Source organism: Mesorhizobium sp. LCM 4577, assembly GCF_001854795.2.
Lineage (GTDB): Bacteria > Pseudomonadota > Alphaproteobacteria > Rhizobiales > Rhizobiaceae > Mesorhizobium > Mesorhizobium plurifarium.
The window spans coordinates 80,104-98,451 of sequence record NZ_MDDU01000004.1 but is presented as its reverse complement, the minus strand read 5'-3'; the positions used below and the strand labels follow the sequence as shown (position 1 = coordinate 98,451).

Sequence of the window (18,348 nt, the reverse complement as noted above, 5' to 3'; positions counted from 1 at the left end):
GGGCTGCAGTTAAATTCTACTGCGTAGGTGCAAACTTCGTGCCAGCGCGGCACCAATTTATGAACATAATTAACAGTGTTTTAATCGTTGCCGGGAATAGCTAGGCCAACGCCGCATTTCTCGTCTGTGCCGGCCGATGGAGCGTTGTCGGAGCGACCTTTGCAACCATCCCTGCTCATGGTGCCTCAGCAGAACGCTTCGGAGGCTGTCGCGCCGGCGCCGGCCTATTACGCGCCCGCGCCCGTGCACGCCACCGTCGAGCTCGGCGATCTCGGCCGCATCCTGCTGCGGCGCCGCTTCCTGATCCTTGCCGTCACCGCGCTGCTCACCGCGCTGACGCTTGTCTACGCCATGCTGACACCGGCGCTCTACTCCTCGACGGCGCAGATCATCATCGACCCGCAGGACCTCCAGGTCGTCACCAACGACGTCAATCCAAGCCGCATTTCTCCCGATGGCGGCATCACCCAGGTCGAAAGCCAGGTGAGCGTGGCCCAGTCGAACGGCGTGCTGCTGCGTGCCATCAAGGCGACCAACCTGACCGAGAACCCGGACTTCAACGGGCAGGGCGGACTCGGCGGGTGGCTCGGCATGTTGTTCGGCTCCGACGACGGCGACAGGACGGCTGAGACGCTCGATTCGCTGCGCCGCCGCCTTGCGGTGAAACGTGACGACAAGGTGCTGGTCCTCAACATCATCATCACCGCCAAGAGCGCCGATCTGGCGGCTGAGCTCGCCAATGCCATTGCGCAGGCCTATCTCGACGACCAGGCGGAAGCGCGCTCGAAGGCCGCCGCCGACGCCTCCGATGCGATCAGCGCCCGGCTGGAAGACCAGCGCAAGCGCGTCGAGCAGGCCGCCAACGCCGTCGAGACCTACAAGGCCGAGCACAATATGGTGATGGCGGCCGGCAATCTGGTGAGCGACCAGGAGTTGACCGACCTCAACACGCAATTGACCGCCGCCCAGACACGCACCGCGCAGCTCAAGGCGCAGGTCGACCAGCTGCGCCGGCAGGGCAGCGCGCCGGACGCCACGTCGGAGGCGATGCGCTCGCCGGTGATTGCCAGCCTCAGGGCGCAGGAGGCGACGCTCGTCGATCAGATCTCCCAGTTCGGCACCGCRCTCGGGCCGCGCCACCCCTCGATGATTTCCGCGCAGCAGCAGCTGAGCGATCTGCGCAAGCTGATTTCCCGTGAGCTCGGCCGCCTCGTCGCCGCCGCCGAGACGGACTACCAGCGCGCTCTGGCCAACCAGAAGGAACTGGAGGCCAAGGTGGCGTCGCTGAAAGGCAAATCGCTCGACACCGACCAGGCGTCGGTCAGGCTGCGCGAGCTGCAGCGCGACCTCGATGCCGTGCGCACCGTTTACGCCAATTACCTGCAGCGCGCCCAGGAAACGCGCGAGCAGACCAACGTCAACAGCACCAATGCCCGCATCATCTCGCAGGCCATGCCGGCGCTGAAGAAGAGCTGGCCGCCGAAGGGACTGCTTGTCTTCGGCGCCATCTTCGGAGGGCTGGCGCTGGGCATCGGCATGGCGCTGATCGCCGAATATCTGTCGCCGACCGTGCTGTCCGCCAACCAGATGCAGTCGCTCATCGAGGCGCCGGTGCTGGGCGTGCTGCCGGGCAGGGGGCGGCGCCGCTCCGGCACTGCCGCCCAGAAGACCGACGCCGTGGCCGGGCTCGCGCTGCAGCGCATCGCCGCCGCCACAAGGCGCCCGGCCGACTGGCCGCTGGTGCCTTCGATCCTGGTGGCGTCGCCGCCCGAGGACAAGGCGCAGCGGTCGAGGGTTGCGTGGCAGCTCGCCAACGCCGCGGCGGCCAGGGGCCGGCGTGTGCTGTTCATCGACATCAATGCCGGCAAGGGCCAGAAGGACCCGCAGCCCGGGGTGCTCGACGTGTTGCGTGGCGAATATCCGCTCGAAGCGGTCAGCCGTTATGCGCCCGGCTCTTCGGTGGCGCTGATTGGCAGGGGCCGGCCRACCGCGGTGTTCCAGGAAGCCCAGGCGCTCTATTTCGCCCACCGCATGCTGGCCGAGGCCAACCACAGTTTCGAGCTCGTCGTCGTCGACGGCGGCGCCCTGGCAGACGATCTCAACGTCCTGCCGCTGGTCGCCATGGCCGACGAGATCCTGCTCGTGGCCAGGCTGAACGCAACGCCGATGCGCGACGTCGCCTCGACCTCCGAAGCGGTCTCTGTCATGGGGCGGCTGCCGACCGGCGCCATGCTGGTCGACGAGGCGGCCTGACATGGCCTCGATCCTGGCGGGTCCCGCGCGGCCTGTCCTGGCTCCGGGCTATGGCATGGCGCGCCCGCGCACTGTCCCGGTCGACACGTTGACCCGTCTCGGCATCACCGTGGCGGTGCTGCTCCTGTTTTCCATCTCGGGCGGCATGCTGTGGCTGGCCGGCTACAATTACGACGGCCTGCAGGGCAGTCCGCTGAGCAAGATCCACCCGTCCACCTATCTCTTCGTGCTCGTCTTCGTCTGGCGCTCCTGCACCTTCGGCAATCCGGTCGGCTACGTGGTCCATGTCACCAACAAGCGGCCGGCAACGATGCTGATGGCGGTGATTTCGACGGTGCTTCTCTTCGTCGTCATCCTCAGGCAGCGCCCCGGCATGGCCGGCATGATCGACACGTTCGTCGCCCCGGCGCTGGTCGTGCTGCTGCTCAGCGAGGACGACRAGAAGACCTTTGCCCAGCTGCGGATCGTCATCCATGYCGTGATGACGGTGAACGCGCTGATGGCGCTGTTCGAGTTCGGCACCAAGCATCTGGTGTTCCCGTACAGGTTCGACGGCGCCGTGTTCGTCAACGATCTGCGCTCGACGGCGCTGCAGGGGCATCCGCTCTCCAATGCCACGGTCACCTCGATCTATGTGCTGTCGCTGCTGTCGGGGTCGCGCTCCCTGCCGACGCCGCTCAGGCTGGCGCTTGTCGGGCTGYAGTTCTGCGCGCTGGTTGCCTTCGGCGGCCGCTCGGGCATGGTGCTGACGATCCTGCTCGGCGGCGTCTATCTGCTGATCCAGGGACTGGCACAGCTCAGAACCGGACGCGTCAACCTTCTGGGCGCCGCGCTGGTGATCATGCTCGCCGCGCTGCTGCCGCTGGCGATCGCGCTTGCCGGCTATTACGGCTTCTTCGACGCGCTGCTGGAACGTTTCGTCTCCGACAGCGGCAGCGCCAATGCCCGCGTCGAGATGTTCGATCTCTTCAGGCATCTGGAGCTGCGAGACCTGATCGTCGGCCCCGATGTCGACCTGCTCGACAGCATGCGCCGCATCACCGGCCTGGAGCAGGGAATCGAGAACCCAATCCTGCGTTTCACGCTCTATCAGGGCGCCTTCTTTACCCTCCTGATCTTCTTTGGCTTCGCGCTGTTCATGCACGAGGTCGCGCGCCGTTGCCATCCGGGCATCTGGCTGCCGATGCTGGGCTGGCTCATCCTGCTCAACACCTCCGAAAGCATCGCCTCCAAGACGACGCTGATGACCAAATTCGTGGTGATCGCGCTGGCGCTTTATCGGCCGGTGAGGCCTGTTGCGCGTCACCCTTAGCGCGATTTGGTGATTCAACCAGTCAAGCGCGCGGCATCGTCAGCCCCAGCGCCTCGACCATCGCCGGATCGAGCGCGCGCGTGGTGTCGTCCATCATGCCCATGCCGTCGAACAGGTCCCAGAACGCCCAGGGGAAGCCGGCCGCTTCGGCGCTCTGCCGCACATCGGCGATGTAGCGGGCGCGGTCGGGATTGGGTGCTGCGGTGTAGCGGGCATCGGTGCGCAGTGCGCCGAACTCGCCCATGATGATGCGCTCGCGCGCTATGCCACGGGTCTCAGCCCAGTCGCTCACCTGCTTGAGATAGCCGTCGATGAAGCGGCGGTCGGGCTGCGCATCGAAATAGACCTTGAGCACCTTTTCGGTCTCCTCGTAGGCGGCTTTCTTGGCCTCCTCGGACCTTTCGGAATCCTGTGCCATCCTTGCCCTGACCGAGGCCAGCGTCCTTTCCAGCGTCCCGGCGGAGGCCGGCCATGGCACATTGTTCAGCGCGCGGTAGACCGGCTCGCGCATCCATGGCGCGCCCTGATGGGTGAACAGATAGGGCTCGTAGAAATGGAAGGTGAACAGGATCGGCTCGAAATCCGCCAGCGGCGCTGGATCGAGCGCTGTCAGTCCGCGCACCATCGAGCCGCATCCGCCGGTGACGACGAGCGGCACGCTCGGTCCCAAAACCCTGGCGGCCGTCAGCAGCGAGGCCTGCACGGCCGGCCATGCCTCGGAGGAGCAGTCCTGCGGCGGCTCGTTGACAGGCTCCAGCGCCACCATGCCGGACGTCTTGCCCTGCAGTCTCTCGGCGATTTCGCTCACCAGCGCCCGATAGGATTCGAATTCAGGCGCCGCGGTGCTGGAATACAGTCGCTCGGGATTCCAGTAGCGCGTGGCGCCATTGGCCTGCACATTGACGATGACGCCGAGACCGGCAGCTCGAGCCGCATCGACCGCTGCGTCGAGCATGTCCATCAGTTCGGCGCGCCGGCCCGCATCGGCGGCAAGGAACGGGCCGGGATCGACCGGCAGGCGGATGAAATCGAGCCCGCTGGCGCGCAGCCGGGCAAGGTCTGCCTGCGTCGGCACGGGCCTCTGCGACTGGAAGGGCGGCCAGTCATAGTCGGTGCGCGGCGCGGGAAATTCGCGCGTCAGCGCGAACCACGGCCAGGTGTTGACGCCGCGCCTGAAAGGCCATTCGCCGGTCGCGGCGTTTGCCTGGGAGATCGGCGGCGGGACCGCCGCCGTCAGAGGCGATGCCGCAGCGGCCAGCGCCGCGCCGAGGATCCGCCGGCGCGACCAGCCGGTCATGCGTGCCCAGTCATGCATGCTTGGCGCGGTCGGCTTTYGCCGGCACGGCCATGGCGACGCCGAGCTGCCGCAGCGCTTCCTTCTCATAGGCGGCGAGCACGTCTTCCCAGCGGAAGGCCTCGCGGGCGCGGGTCCTTGCCGCCTGGCTGCAGCGCGCCACCAGTGCGTCATCGGCCAGCGCCTCGTCGATCCGTTGGCTCAGGCTGTCGGTGTCGCTGAAATAGATCGCCGCATCGCCGGCGACCCAGCGGTTGTAGCGATTGTCATGCGCGATCACCATGTTGCCGGCGGCCAGCGCCTCGACCAGCGAAGGGTTGGTGCCGCCGACCGTGTGGCCGTGCATATAGGCACGCGCATGGTAGCGCAGCGCCTTCACCGCCGCCTGGTCGTAGATCGCGCCCGGCAGCATCACCACCGAACCTGCTGCTTCGCGCACCGCGCGATGATAGGGAATCTCGTCGTTGAGGGTACCCAGCACCACCAGCTTCATGTCGCCGCGGTCGCGGCGGCGGAAGGCTTCGATGATGGGCAGGATGTTGTTGTCGGGTTCGATCCGCGCGATCGAGACCAGATATTTGCCGGGCTCGAGCCCGAGCGCGCGAATGGGTTCCTCCGGCGCCGAAATCACCGGGTCCGCGCCATAAGCGATCGTGGCGATGGCGCTGCGCGGCCGCCTTGTCGCCAGGTGATCGGCGATCGCCGGGTGGTCGGCCACAAGCCGGTGCGAGAGCCAGGCGCCGATCCATTCGTTGAGCCAGAACCAACTGCGCGCCGCCGGACCCCATTTCGGCCGCCGCCATTCGATGCCGTCCATGTTGGTGATGATCTTGCGCCGCATGAGCCTGAGCCAGGTCAGGAAAACCGCGCCGTTATAGCCGAGCACCAGGCACACGCCCGGCCGCCTGGCGGCGTCGAGCACGCATTGCCAGTCGAATTCCAGCGTCGCGCGCGGCCCCTTGGAGGCGACCTCGATGGTGATGAGCTCGATGCCGCGCCAGGTTTCGCTCGTCACCCTTTGGCCGACGCGCTCGACCTCCTTCTGGCAGTAGACGCCGACCTTCCAGCCGCGTCCGACCAGGAAAAGCGCCAGCCGCTCGGCGAAGGTCTCGAAGCCGCCGTGAGAAGCCGGAATGCCGCGTGTCCCCAGGATCAGGATCGAAGGCTTTTCGATCGGGTTGGAAGGTCGTTCCGGTTTCAAAATAAGGGATTCCCCCGGGGTCCGGTCATGGTTGCGTTATGTCAATGACCGCCCAGCAACTTCCGTGCCAGGGGTACCCCCAGGGCGAACACTCGCATGAAGGTGTAAAATTTCTCTTCAGAAGGCATGGCTTGCTTCATTATCGGTCAACTTTCGCGACGTATCTGTACCGATACGGGGCACGGCCGGGTTCCGGGGTCGCAGCAGGGCGTTCAGGAACCCGGCACGATCCTTGCTTCCGGGCTTGCAGTGGCCACCGCTGGGTAGATCGGCGTGCGGATTTGGCATGAAGTTCTTCCGCGCTTGAAGGGTCCGGTGCTGAGCGGACCCGGGGTGCAAGGTGGAAAGAGAGTGATGCGCATTGCCTGCGTTCATCAGGGCTATGAGCTCTATGGTTCGGATCGCAGCTTTGCGGAGAGCGTGGCTGCGTTGCGCGCGGCGTTTCCGGCCGCCGAGATCGAGGTCGTGCTGCCGCGCGAGGGACCGATTGTCGAGATCCTCAAGCCGCATGCCAGCCGTATCGTGTTCGAACCGCTGTGGGTGCTGAGGCGCCAGGCGATGCTCAGGCTCGCCACCGTCGAGATGGCGCGGCTGCCGGCGGCGCTCTGGCGCGCCTGGCGGCGCATGCGGGGCAGTGAACTGACCTATATCAACACTTCGATCATTGCCGATTATGCGCTGGCAGCGCGGCTTTTGCCTCGCAAGGCGCTGCTGCATATCCACGAGATTCCCGAGGGCATCCTGCGCAAGGTGCTTGTCGCCTTGATGCGCTGGAGCAAGGCCGACCTGATCTTCAACTCCCGCGCCACGCGCGCCACCTTCGGCGACCCGCCCGCCATCGACGCCAAGGGAAGGCGCACGCACGTCGTCTATAACGGTGTCGCCGGCCCGGCCGCCGCCCTGCCGATGACCTATGACGGCAACCGGCCCCTCAAGATACTGCTGCTTGGGCGTGTCAACCGCATCAAGGGGCAGGAGGTGCTGCTCGAAGCCGTAGCCTCGCTCCCCACGGAGTTGCGCGACCGCGTCGAGGTCCGCCTCGTCGGCGGCGCCTTCGAAAGCGTCGAGCGCGAAAAGGCCTTGGCCGAGCTGGTCGGGCGCATGGGATTGACCGGGCATGTCGAGGTGCTGCCTTTCGTCTCCGACCCCGCCGACCACTATCGCTGGGCGGATATCGTGGCGGTGCCGTCGCGCCGCCCGGAATCGCTTGGCCGCGTCGCCATCGAGGCGATGGGCTGGGGACGGCCGCCGCTGGTGTCGGCGATCGGCGGGCTGGTTGAAGTGGTGGCGGACGGCGAGACCGGCTGGCACGTGCCGCCCGGCAATGCCGCGGCCCTTGCCGGCAAGCTCACGGAGATCATCCTGCGGCCGGACCTCTGGCGCGGCTTCGCCGCCGCCGGCCGGGCGCGCTACGAGGCGGTGTTCAGCGAACATATCGCCGCCGCCGCGATCGTGGCGATCGTCGCCGACAAGCTGAAGGCGGCAACGCCGCGGCAGGGGCGGGCACACATCGCCCGCGAGGCGGAGACGAGCCCGTGAAGTTCACCTTCCCGGCCCATCTGGTGCGGCGCCTCATGCTGATGGTCGGCGGCGAAGCGATGCAGAGCGGCTTCCATTTTGCCCTTAACATCGCGCTGCTGCATCTTCTGTCGGCCGAAGGCTACGGCCTCTTCGCGCTGGCCATGGTGATGGGCGGCGTCGGCTTGTCCTACATCCGCTCGCTTACCGCCGTTCCCGCCGCCATATGGATGAGCAAGAGCACCAACAGCGCCGGCGTCGACGCCTATGACGTGACCTTCGGATCGGCGGCGCTGGTGGTGGCGCTGCTGATGGGGCTGGGCACGGGATTGCTGATGCGCGTCCTGGGCGATCCGAGCGGCATCGGCGCCGCCTGCTTCGTCTGCGCCTGGTCGCTGCGCAGCCATATGCGCACGGCCTTCTTCGCTCGTCGCATGCAACTCGTCGTCTCCATCAGCGACGCCGTGTTCACCATCGCGGGCACAGTCCTCGCGGGGGCGGCGATCTGGTTCTTCGCGGATGCGCTTCAGGCCACCTTCTATGCGCTTGCCGCGGCCAATGTCGTCGGCATCGCCGTGCTGGTGAGACTGGCGCGCCGCAGGCTGCGCGTCTCCTTCCGCGCGCCGACCTGGCGGCGCTATGCAAAGCTCTGGCCGCAGCTCTGCTGGTCGGGGTTCAGCGCCACCACCACCAACATCCAGGGGCAATCCCTGGCGCTTCTGGTCGCGGGCATCGCCGGGCCCGCCGCTTACGCGCCGCTGGCGGCGGTGCTGGTGCTGTTTGCGCCGCTGCGCATTTCCAGCCTTGCCTTCTCGAACATGGTGCAGCCGGAACTTGCAAAGCTGGTGCGCAACAAAGAGTTCGACCGTGTATGGATGCAGGCCAAGATCTGGGCGCTCGTCATGGGCGTCGGCGGCCTGGCCTATGGCTGCGGCGTCCTGTTCGTCCTGCCGATGATCAGATCCCAAGCCCTACAGCACGCCTCGATCGGGCTGATCGGGATTTTCGCCATCGCCAACTTCGCGCCGATCATGGCCTATGTGATGCCGCGCGTGGTCCTCGAGATCGTCGGCGATTTCCGCATCGTCGCCTTCATCACCATGGCCGGCGCGATTGTCGGGCTCGCGACGATCGGCGCCCTGTTGGCCGTCGCGCCGTCGACATGGTCGCTGGCCGGCGCCGCGGTGTCCGAGACCTTCGTGCTCGTGGCCTCATGGTATTTCGCGGCCAATCGCATGTGGAACCTCAAGCACCCGAGCGAGCAGCGCCCCACGATGGTCGGCGCCTGGCGCCGCGCGGCGACGCTCGCCGTGCAGAGACGATAGGAGAATGATGTGGCAAGCCAGGCAATGCCGATGGCCGCGATGACGACCGGCCTGGCCGACGGCGAGACCGCGCCGCATGCCGCCGGCGCGGCCAGCGGCGCTTACGTGGCGCAGTTGCACACCAGCCTCGAGGCGATCAAACCGCTCTGGCAGCGTCTCGAGGCTACGGGCTTGTGCACGGGCCACCAGCATTTCGCCTGGGCCGAGGGGATCGTTGAGGGGCTCCTGCCGCAAAAAGCCGACCTTGCGATCGTCGAGGTGAGGGATGCAGGCACGGGCGAGCCGAGGATGCTTGTGCCGCTGATGCGGCGCCGCGCATTCCACCATTGGGTGATCGAATGGCTGAGCTGTGGGGTGTGCGACTATGCGGCACCCCTGCTCGCCGACGCGACGCCCTGGACCAGGCAATCCGCCGAGGCTGCGTGGGCGGCGGTGTTTGCCGTGTTGCCGCCGGCCGACCGCGTCCACATCGCCGGCATCCCGAAAGAGGTCGGCGGCGTCGACAATCCCTTGGCGCTGCTTTCGCCGGCGCGCGACTCCATCCACTCGCACTACGGCATCTCCATGGATGGCGACGCCGAAACCGTCGTCAAGCGCATCTGCCGCCCGTCCTTCGTCAAGGCGCTCAACAAGGACCTGCGCCGGCTCGATCGCAATGGTGGCCTGGCCCTGGTGGAAGCCGACACGCCGGCCCTGGTGGACTCGATTTTCGGCAAGCTGGTCCAAATGCGGCTCAGCCGTTTTCGCGAACTAGGCCGGTTCGATCTGCTGGCGCGGCCGCCGGTCATCGATTTCTACCGCAAGGCTGCGCATCGCGGCCTGACGGATGGCTCGGTGCGGATCTTCGGCCTGCGCGCAGGCAACGTGATGGTCGCGGTCCAGTACCTGGCGGTCCATCTGGGCACCTTGCACGCGCTGCTGATTGCGATCGACCAGGCCGCGGTGCCCAACGTTTCGCCCGGGCTTTGCATCATGGGCGAGCTGATCAGATGGGGGCGAGGCGCCGGTTTTGACTATTTCGACCTGTCCGTCGGCAACCAGAGCTACAAGGAACATATGGGCGCGGTGAAGTCGGTTCTGTCCGAGCTTTGCTACGGCATCACGTTGAAGGGCGTGGCGGTGAGCCAGGCCATCAAATATCGCGGCCGGGGCGTCGCCTTCGTGCGTGACAACCCGCGCCTGTTCAAACTCGCGCAGGAATTCATGCAGCGCTGGCGGCGGCTGCGCTCGGGTGGCTGAGCGGCGGCTTTGGCCGACAAATTGACTCACATTCCGCTCTCCGCCATGCTTACGGCTAGCAGCATCTTTAGCGGCAGCGTGTTCGAGTGAGGTCATGGCCAGTCCCGTCGCCAGAGAAAAATCCCGCCGCGCCGCGGTGAAGACCGCGCTCGAACGCCACAAGGTCTATGTCACCGCGCAGCGCTTTTCCGGCGGCTCCTACAGCGCCCGCGTTTTGGTTGACGGCGAGGCTTACTGGGTCGACGAGTTCCGGCTGAGCCAGCTGCGGCAAGGGTTGTCGCCCGCCGAGCTCGAATTGACGCCGGCGATCGACGATTGAGCATTCGGAGATGATGACTGAGAGGTTGGCGGGACAGCGCCCCCCTCTGGCCTGCCGGCCATCTCCCCCACAAGGGGGGAGATTGGCAGTTCCGCCGACGGCGCTTCTCCTGCATAGTCGAAAATTAGCGAAAGCCGTCGTGACATCTGATCTCCCCCCTTGTGGGGGAGATGTCCGGCAGGACAGAGGGGGGCGCGAAGGAACGAGGCGTTTGTCTTTGGCCACCATGCGCTGACCCATGCCCGCCAACCTCAAACCTTATCGCGCCAAGCGCGAATTCTCCCGCACCCCCGAACCCGCGGGCAGCATGGCCGGCGAGGCCTCCAACCGCTTCGTCGTGCACAAGCACCACGCTACCGCCGACCACTACGATCTTCGCCTCGAAGTCGGYGGCGTTCTCAAAAGTTGGGCTGTCCCGCGCGGGCCCTCGCTCAACCCGGCCGACAAGCGGCTTGCCGTCGAGACCGAGGACCATCCGATCGAATATATCGACTTCGAAGGCGTCATCCCCGAAGGCGAATATGGCGGCGGGCCCATGATCGTCTGGGATACCGGCACATGGGCGCCGATGGAGGATGTCGAGAAAAGCCTCAGGACCGGCGCCTTCAAGTTCCGGCTGGCCGGGCAAAAACTCAATGGCGGCTGGATGCTGACCCGGCTGAAGCCGAAGCCCGGCGAGGACGAGAACAAGAAGAACTGGCTCTTGTTCAAGGAGCGCGACCTCGCTTCCGACACCAAGCTCGATATCCTCGAGGCACGGCCGGAGAGCGTGAAGTCCGGCCGCCGCATCGAGGAGCTGGTCGCGCCGCCGAAGAGGGCGGAGCGCCTGCCGCCAAAGCGTGGCTCGCTGAAGCCCGGCGCGCTGCCCGGCGCGGTGAAAGGCGATCCGCCCGCCCGCATCGAGCCGCAACTGGCCACCCAGGTGATGGAGCCGCCGGGCGGTGAACACCCCTCGCGGAAGACGCCGGAGCTCTGGCTGCACGAGATAAAATTCGATGGCTACCGCACCATGGCGCATGTGGTGGGCGGCGAGGTGCGGCTGATCACGCGCGGCGGCATCGACTGGACGAAACGCTATGGCGATCTCCCTCAGGCCTTTTCGCGGCTGCCGGTCGGCCAGGCGATCATCGACGGCGAGATCATGGTTCTCGACGATAAAGGCATCTCCCGTTTCGCGCTGCTGCAGGATGCTCTAGCCGAAGGCGCCGGCTCGAAGCTGCATTTCTACGCCTTCGACCTGCTCCATCTCGACGGCTGGGACCTGCGCAAGGCGCCGCTGCAAAGGCGAAAGAGTCTGCTCGCAGAGCTACTCGCCGGTCAGGCCGCCAATTCCGCCATCCAGTACAGCGATCATGTCGAGGGCGATGGCCAGGGCCTGTACGATCAGGCCTCGGAGCTTGGACTGGAAGGTGTCGTCTCCAAGCGCGCCGACGCCATCTACCAGAGCGGCCGCACCAAGAGCTGGACCAAGGTGAAGGCGCAAAAGACGGACGATTTCGTCATCGCCGGCTATACCGTGTCCGACCAGGCGGAAGGGCTTGCGGCGCTCGGCATGGCCGAGTTCGAGAATGGCGAACTGCACTATCGCGGCAAGGTCGGCACTGGCTTCGATAGCGACATGGCGCGGGATCTGCTCGCCCGGCTGGAGCGGCTGACGGCCGGCGCCAGCCCGCCCGAAGGCGTGCCGCGCGAGATCATGCGCGAGATGCATTGGGTGAAGCCGCTGCTGTCGGCCCGCGTCCGCTATTCGAACCGCACCGGCGACAACGCGATCCGCCACGGCGTCTTTCGCGGCCTGCGCGATGTTGGCGGGCTGACCACGCCGGTGGCGGTCAAGCGCAAGCGGCTGATCGCCGAATCCGACCTTGCCACCATCTGGGTGACCAATCCGGAGCGGCGGCTGTTCGGCAAGACCGGGCCGACCAAGCTCGACATCGCCGTATACTACGCGCTGGTCGGCGATTTCATGCTGCCGCATATCATCGGCCGACCGGTATCGCTGGTGCGCTGCCCGACCGGCAAGCCGCAGGATTGCTTCTTCCAGCGCCACGCCTTCACGGGCATGCCGCCTTCGGTGGCGGTGTTCGAGTCTACCAATTCGGAAGGCGAGACGAAAACCTATCTCTCGGTCGAGGACGCCAAGGGCTATCTGGCACTGGCGCAATTCGGCGTCGTCGAGTTCCACACCTGGGGCACGCACCGGACAAAACTCGACAAGCCGGACCAGATCGTCTTCGACCTCGACCCGGGCGAGGGGATTTCGTGGCGCGAGGTGGTGGAGGCGGCCGTACACATCAAGGCCGGACTGGAAGGTTTGGGGCTGGTGCCCTTCGCCAAGACCTCAGGCGGCAAGGGCATCCACATCACGGTGCCGGTGACGCGCAAGCAGAACTGGAAGAAATTACACCAAGTCTCGAGCGCGATTTCGACTTTGCTGGCGGCAAGCGCGCCCGACACCTTCACCACCACGATGGGCAAGGAAAACCGCAAGAAGCGCATCTTCATCGACTTCCACCGCAACGCCCGCGGCCACACCTCCGCCGCCCCCTATTCGCTGCGCGCCCGCACCAATTTGCCGGMCTCGACCCCGGTGAGCTGGACCGACCTCGAAGCAATCGACGCTCCGGAGGATTTGAACTACGCCTCGCTGCCGGGATTGCTCGAGACGTCGGGTGATCCATGGGCGGAGATTGATGAGGCGGCGAGAGATCTGCCGGTGTTTGAGCGCTAGTTCCTCGCCCCACGAAGTGGCCGCGCAGCGGCCGGAGAGGGGCTGCGCCAGTGCTAGATTTCGTCATCCTAGGGCGGAGCAAGGAGCGAAGCGACGCGCGCAGACCCTAGGATCCATGCCGTGACATTGGCCTTAGGATGCGGCGGTCCAGAAGAATAGCTGCCAGAACCAGCGCCAATTAGGATCGCTCGATGACAGGTTACGTGTATATGACCGCGAGCCAGAAAGGCGGCACGATCTACATCGGTGTCACCAACGACCTCGCGCGTCGGATGCCCGAGCACAAGAACGGCCAAGGCTCGCGTTTCACCAGCCGCTACGGCGTGCAACGTCTAGTCTGGTACGAGGAATACTTCGATATCGGCCGATGCCATACAGCGCGAAAAATCGTTAAAGCGCTGGCCGTGCCAATGGAAGATCGAACTGATCGAGAAGACCAATCCAGAATGGTCCGAGCTCTTTCGCGGGACGGGCTGGTAAGCGATCCGCACCGTCGCGGCGCTCGCATGTCACGGCATGGATCCTAGGGTCTGCGCGCGTCGCTTCGCTCCTTGCTTCGCCCTAGGATGACGAAGCTTCGGGGCTTCGGCTAATCTCCAGCGCCTCAATCCACTCCATCGACGCTTCCTACAATTTGAATTATCCTCCGCGCCAACCCGCCCCGAAAACATTTCGCTAGGAATTCGGCAGTACCATCAGGGGTCGGTGTAGGATTTCCAGAGCGCCAATCGTCCTGCGGACGAAGCGCTGCAAAGAGCATGGTTCCAAAAAATGGGAACCGGTTTTTGGACAAGACCATGCTCCAACATAGTGTCAGTGCATGGCCGCGTAGGAGTTCATCATGGCGCCCAGGGCAAGTTGGAAAGGTTACCTCAAGCTCAGCCTCGTCAGCTGTCCGGTCCGGCTCTATCCGGCCACCAGCGCGAGCGAGCGCATCTCGTTCAATCAGCTGCACAAGAAGACGCACAACCGCATCAACATGAAGCCGGTCGATCCCGAGCTCGGCCTGGTCGAGCGCTCGGACCTGGTGCGCGGTTACGAATATGAAGACAAGCAGTACATCATCATCGACGACGCCGACCTCGATGCGGTCCGGATCGAATCCAACCATACGATGAACATCGAGGCCTTCGTCGACGAGGGCGAGGTCGACGTCATCTACCAGGACTCGCCCTATTATCTGGCGCCCGACGGCGCCATGGCGGAAGAAACCTTCGCGGTGCTGCGCGAAGCCATGCGCAAGTCCGGCAAGCTGGCGATCGCCCGCCTGGTGCTCTCCAGCCGCGAACGCGTGGTGACGATCGGCGCGCGCGAGAAAGGGATGTTCGTCTGCACCTTGAGGAACCCCAACGAAGTGCGCGGCACCACTGAATATTTCGGCAACATCCCGGATGCCAAGCCCGACCCCGAGATGTTGCAGCTGGCCGAAGCGCTGATCAAGCAGAAGCAGACCCATTTCGATCCGAAGAACTACGAGGATCGCTACGAGGTGGCGCTGATGGCGATGATCCGCGAGAAGCTGAAGGGCCACAAGCCGATCATCGCGGCAGCGCCCGAGCGGGGCAACGTCATCAACCTGATGGACGCGTTGAAGGCGAGCTTGTCGCAGCAGGCGAAGCCCCCGGCCAAGTCGAAGAGCAAAGCCGAGGAAGCGCCGGCAAAACCCGCCAGGAAGGCGGCCGCGGGCGGCGCGGCCGAAAACCCACTGAAGGCGAACCTGTTGAAGGCCGTCGGCAAGAGCAAGAAGTGACGGCAGGGCCAGTCATCGTTCCCGGCGCCGTCTTCGGCGTCGTCGGCGCGCTGGCCGCCTTTCCGCTGCGCCTCGCTGTCCGTGAGGTCGAGCGCCGCCACGCCGAGCTGAGGCGCGGCGTCACCCGCCGCACCACCCATGTCGTGTTCGGCCGCGCGCTTCTCGCCAAGGCGGCGAAATCMGGCGACGTCGAGATCGAGCGCCGCGTGAAGGCGGAGCGCGAAGCAGGCCGCCAACTCCTCAGCGAGAACGGTTTCCTGCGCCTGCTCGGTCTGATGAAGGCGCCCGACGCCTCGTCGCTCTCCAGGCAGTCGCTCGTCGACCAGTCGCGGCTTGYGGGCGACGATCTCGACATGCTCTCGCTGTTCGACGCCTTCGAGCATGACGGCGAACCCTATTCTTTCCGCGACCTGATCCTGGCGCGCAAATATGCCGGGCTGATCGCCAGCGGCGCCAGCTGGGGCGCGATCGCGCGCTCCGTGCACCGCTCCGGCCCGGTAGCCTCGCTCACGGCAAAATCGCTCAATCTCGGCTCCCAGCATGGCCGACCGGACGCGATCTATCTCGACGATGGGACGAGCGAGCTCGACGGCCAATTGCTGTTCGACCTGGGCTCGCCGGAAGACGACACGCTGGAGGAACTGTTCGCCGAGGCCGAGATGGCGGAAGAGCAGGGGCATCACGACGATGCGGCGGCGCTCTACCAGCGCTGCCTGGCGATCGACCCCAAGGATGCGATCGCCGCCTTCAACCGCGCCAACTGCCTGCGCGCAGGAGGCCGGATTGCCGAAGCCGCGCATGATTATGCCCGCGCGATAAAACTCGATCCTGGCTTCGTCGAAGCCTGGTTCAACCTCGCTGGGTTGATGAGCGACGAGGGCAAGGTGGCTTCGGCAAGGCGCCATCTGCAAAAGGCGATCGCGCTCGACAAGGCCTATGCCGACCCGGTGTTCAACCTGGCTCGGCTGGAATTCGATGCGGGTAATCTGATGGAGGCCCGCCGTTTGTGGGTCCGCTATCTGGAATTGGATGCCGAGTCCGAATGGGCGCGGACCGCGCAAAAGGGGATACAGTTCGTGGATTTGCACATGGCGCGTACGGCGGGGTGAAGATGGTTGGCGAAGGCCTTCGCGACAGCCAATCTCCCCCCTTGTGGGGGAGATGTCCGGCAGGACAGAGGGGGGCGCTGTCCCGCCGGCCTCTAACCGGCTCGCTGCCACGACCTCTAGAATTGTCATCTTACAAAGGCAGAAGTCGGCATTCCTTCGCGCCCCCCTCTGGCCTGCCGGCCATCTCCCCCACAAGGGGGGAGATCAGCAGTTTCGCCGCCGCGCCGAGAACGGTCCTATGACGACCCACTTCCTCTTCGATGGCTTCGACACCGCCCCCGTCACCATCCTGCTCGCCCATGGCGCCGGCGCGTCGATGGACTCGCCATCGATGACCGCCACCGCCAAGGCGCTTGCCGCCACCGGTTTCCAGGTCGCGCGGTTCGAATTCCACTACATGGCCGCGCGCCGCTACGGTCACCGCAAGCCGCCGCCGCGCGCCGAGACGGTGAACCCCGAATACATCAAGGCGATTGCCGATCTGCGCGCCAGGGGCGTGACCGGCAAGCTGATCATCGGCGGCAAGTCGATGGGCGGCCGCGTCGCCTCGATGGTCGCCGACGAGATGTTTGCCAAGGGCGAGATCGCCGGCCTGGTCTGTCTGGGTTATCCCTTCCATCCGCCGGGCAAGCCGGAGCAGTTGCGCACGAAGCATCTCGCCGACCTCAAGACGCCGACGCTGATCTTCCAAGGCACGCGCGATGAGTTCGGCACAAAGGACGAGGTCGCAACCTACGGCCTTTCCAATGCGATCGAGATGGTGTGGTTGGAGGACGGTGACCACGATCTGAAGCCGCGAAAGGCGATCTCGGGTTTTTCGACGGGCGATCATCTGAAGACGGTGTCGGAGACGATCAAGGCCAAGCTGGCGCACCACTCGGCGTCGTCATCCTAGGGCGGAGCAAGGAGCGAAGCGACGCGCGCAGATCCTAGGATCCATTCCGTGACGTTAAGGGGTTGCAACGGTTCAGAATTTTGCCCCGCCCCGTTCGATGGCGGGCGTCACGGCATGGATCCTCGGGTCAAGCCCGAGGATGACGAAGCGAGGGGCGCCTTCGGCATCCGAGCATGAAACTCGCCACCTTCAACATAAACAACATCAACAGCCGGCTCGAAAACCTGCTGGCCTGGCTCGCCCGCGCCGAACCCGATGTCGTCTGCCTGCAGGAGCTGAAATCCCGCGACACGCAATTCCCGCTGACGAGGCTCGCCAAGGCCGGCTATGGCGCGGTGTGGAAGGGCGAGCCGACCTGGAACGGCGTCGCCATCCTGGCTCGCGGCGCCGAGCCTGTCCTGACGCGCGACGCGCTGCCCGGCGACGATGCCGACCGCCAAGCGCRCTATATCGAGGCCGCGGTCGACGGCGTCGTCATCGCCTGCCTCTATGCTCCCAACGGCAACCCGCAACCGGGGCCGAAATTCGACTACAAGCTCGCCTGGCACAAGCGCTTCGCGGCGCACGCCGGCGATCTCATCGGCACCGGCCTGCCGGTGGTGTTGGCCGGCGACTTCAACATCGTGCCCGAACCGCGCGACATCTATGAAACCCGCTCCTATGACGCCAACGCGCTGGTGCAGCCCGAAAGCCGGGCCGCCTTCGCCGCGCTGATCGACCAGGGCTGGACGGACGCGTTGCGCAAAGTCTTTCCCAGGGAGGAGCGGCTCTACACGTTCTGGGATTACCGCCGGAACCGCTGGCCGCGCGACGCCGGCTTGCGGCTCGACCACATCCTGTTGTCGAAGAAGCTGGCGCGGAAGCTGAAGGGCGCGGGCATTGACCGCGAGGTGCGGGGAGGGGAAAACCCCAGCGATCACGCGCCGGTCTGGGTGGAGTTGGGGTGAGAAAACAGAAATCCCCGCCGTGGCGGGGATTATTGAGAATCAGGTTCTGGTGCCCCGCTTATATGGGCGTAGGCGGCTGCGAACCCGCCACCACCGCAGAAAGCTTGCCCTTGCGGACGAAAATCGGCTTCTCGTAAGTCTTTCTATTATGCGTCCCTCGTCGGTTTATGCTGCAGAAGCACCGAGGATTTCAGCATCAACCCGGCAAGACGGGCGGCGAACCCGCCACCACCGTCGAAAGCTTGCCCTTGCGGACCAAAATCGGCTTCTCGTAAGTCTTCTTCATGCGGTTGCTCTCCTTAAAAATCCCGAGTGGATAATCTCACATGAGCAATTTCTGTCAACAACCGGCTGTAGCGAGCTGTTCTGTTCCTGGGGATAGTCTCTACTGATACAACCGCACCCAATAGTGGGCGACCGCGCCGGCTGGGAAATGGATGCCAAAGATATCGACG

General features: G+C 65.3%; 14 protein-coding genes and 1 pseudogene. 12 read left to right on the top strand and 3 right to left on the bottom strand.

Annotated elements, in window-relative coordinates:
* The first annotated feature begins 159 nt into the window (after positions 1–159).
* Positions 160–2,253 (top strand): GumC family protein, encoded by a 2,094-nt coding sequence (locus LCM4577_RS08920; protein ID WP_071070801.1) that lies wholly within the window; start codon positions 160–162, stop codon positions 2,251–2,253.
* A 1-nt stretch (position 2,254) separates the two neighbouring features.
* Positions 2,255–3,565, top strand: coding sequence for a VpsF family polysaccharide biosynthesis protein (locus LCM4577_RS08915; RefSeq protein ID WP_206744896.1), 1,311 nt, complete (start codon positions 2,255–2,257; stop codon positions 3,563–3,565).
* Positions 3,566–3,587: 22 nt separating this feature from the next.
* Here LCM4577_RS08915 and LCM4577_RS08910 read toward each other — a convergent pair whose 3' ends face one another.
* Positions 3,588–4,862: a glycoside hydrolase family 5 protein gene (locus tag LCM4577_RS08910; protein WP_071031006.1), complete on the bottom strand. Its 1,275-nt coding sequence runs from the start codon at positions 4,860–4,862 to the stop codon at positions 3,588–3,590.
* Positions 4,863–4,872: 10 nt separating this feature from the next.
* Entirely contained in the window at positions 4,873–6,060 is a 1,188-nt protein-coding gene (locus tag LCM4577_RS08905; protein ID WP_244508258.1) for a DUF1972 domain-containing protein, read from the bottom strand.
* A 354-nt stretch (positions 6,061–6,414) separates the two neighbouring features.
* On the opposite strand from LCM4577_RS08905, the gene LCM4577_RS08900 reads away from it, so the two are divergent.
* The 10 genes and pseudogenes from LCM4577_RS08900 (at position 6,415) to xth (ending at position 17,893) form a co-directional block, all read left to right on the top strand.
* The gene (locus tag LCM4577_RS08900) at positions 6,415–7,599 is read left to right on the top strand and encodes a glycosyltransferase family 4 protein (protein ID WP_083354672.1); all 1,185 of its coding nucleotides are present in this window, start codon (positions 6,415–6,417) and stop codon (positions 7,597–7,599) included.
* The gene (locus LCM4577_RS08895; RefSeq protein WP_116390008.1) at positions 7,596–8,903 is read left to right on the top strand and encodes a hypothetical protein; all 1,308 of its coding nucleotides are present in this window, start codon (positions 7,596–7,598) and stop codon (positions 8,901–8,903) included. The genes LCM4577_RS08900 and LCM4577_RS08895 overlap by 4 nt, the downstream gene beginning before the upstream one ends.
* Before the next feature lie 9 nt (positions 8,904–8,912).
* Positions 8,913–10,142 (top strand): GNAT family N-acetyltransferase, encoded by a 1,230-nt coding sequence (locus LCM4577_RS08890; RefSeq protein ID WP_116390007.1) that lies wholly within the window; start codon positions 8,913–8,915, stop codon positions 10,140–10,142.
* Positions 10,143–10,236: 94 nt separating this feature from the next.
* Positions 10,237–10,461, top strand: coding sequence for a hypothetical protein (locus LCM4577_RS08885; RefSeq protein ID WP_040980638.1), 225 nt, complete (start codon positions 10,237–10,239; stop codon positions 10,459–10,461).
* Positions 10,462–10,699: 238 nt separating this feature from the next.
* Positions 10,700–13,192, top strand: a complete 2,493-nt coding sequence (gene ligD, locus LCM4577_RS08880) for a DNA ligase D (protein ID WP_071070798.1) — start codon at positions 10,700–10,702, stop codon at positions 13,190–13,192.
* 191 nt (positions 13,193–13,383) lie between these two features.
* Positions 13,384–13,672 (top strand): annotated as a pseudogene (locus LCM4577_RS08875) (GIY-YIG nuclease family protein).
* A gap of 361 nt (positions 13,673–14,033) precedes the next feature.
* Positions 14,034–14,942 (top strand): Ku protein, encoded by a 909-nt coding sequence (locus LCM4577_RS08870; protein WP_040980642.1) that lies wholly within the window; start codon positions 14,034–14,036, stop codon positions 14,940–14,942.
* Entirely contained in the window at positions 14,939–16,051 is a 1,113-nt protein-coding gene (locus LCM4577_RS08865) for a tetratricopeptide repeat protein (RefSeq protein WP_071070796.1), read from the top strand. The genes LCM4577_RS08870 and LCM4577_RS08865 overlap by 4 nt, the downstream gene beginning before the upstream one ends.
* A 238-nt stretch (positions 16,052–16,289) precedes the next feature.
* The gene (locus LCM4577_RS08860; protein WP_041009483.1) at positions 16,290–16,946 is read left to right on the top strand and encodes an alpha/beta fold hydrolase; all 657 of its coding nucleotides are present in this window, start codon (positions 16,290–16,292) and stop codon (positions 16,944–16,946) included.
* Between the two features lie 173 nt (positions 16,947–17,119).
* On the top strand, positions 17,120–17,893 hold the full coding sequence (gene xth / locus LCM4577_RS08855; RefSeq protein WP_071070794.1) for an exodeoxyribonuclease III: 774 nt from the start codon (positions 17,120–17,122) through the stop codon (positions 17,891–17,893).
* A 196-nt stretch (positions 17,894–18,089) separates the two neighbouring features.
* Here xth and LCM4577_RS08850 read toward each other — a convergent pair whose 3' ends face one another.
* Positions 18,090–18,179 (bottom strand): putative RiPP precursor, encoded by a 90-nt coding sequence (locus tag LCM4577_RS08850; RefSeq protein WP_116390006.1) that lies wholly within the window; start codon positions 18,177–18,179, stop codon positions 18,090–18,092.
* Positions 18,180–18,348 lie beyond the last annotated feature (169 nt).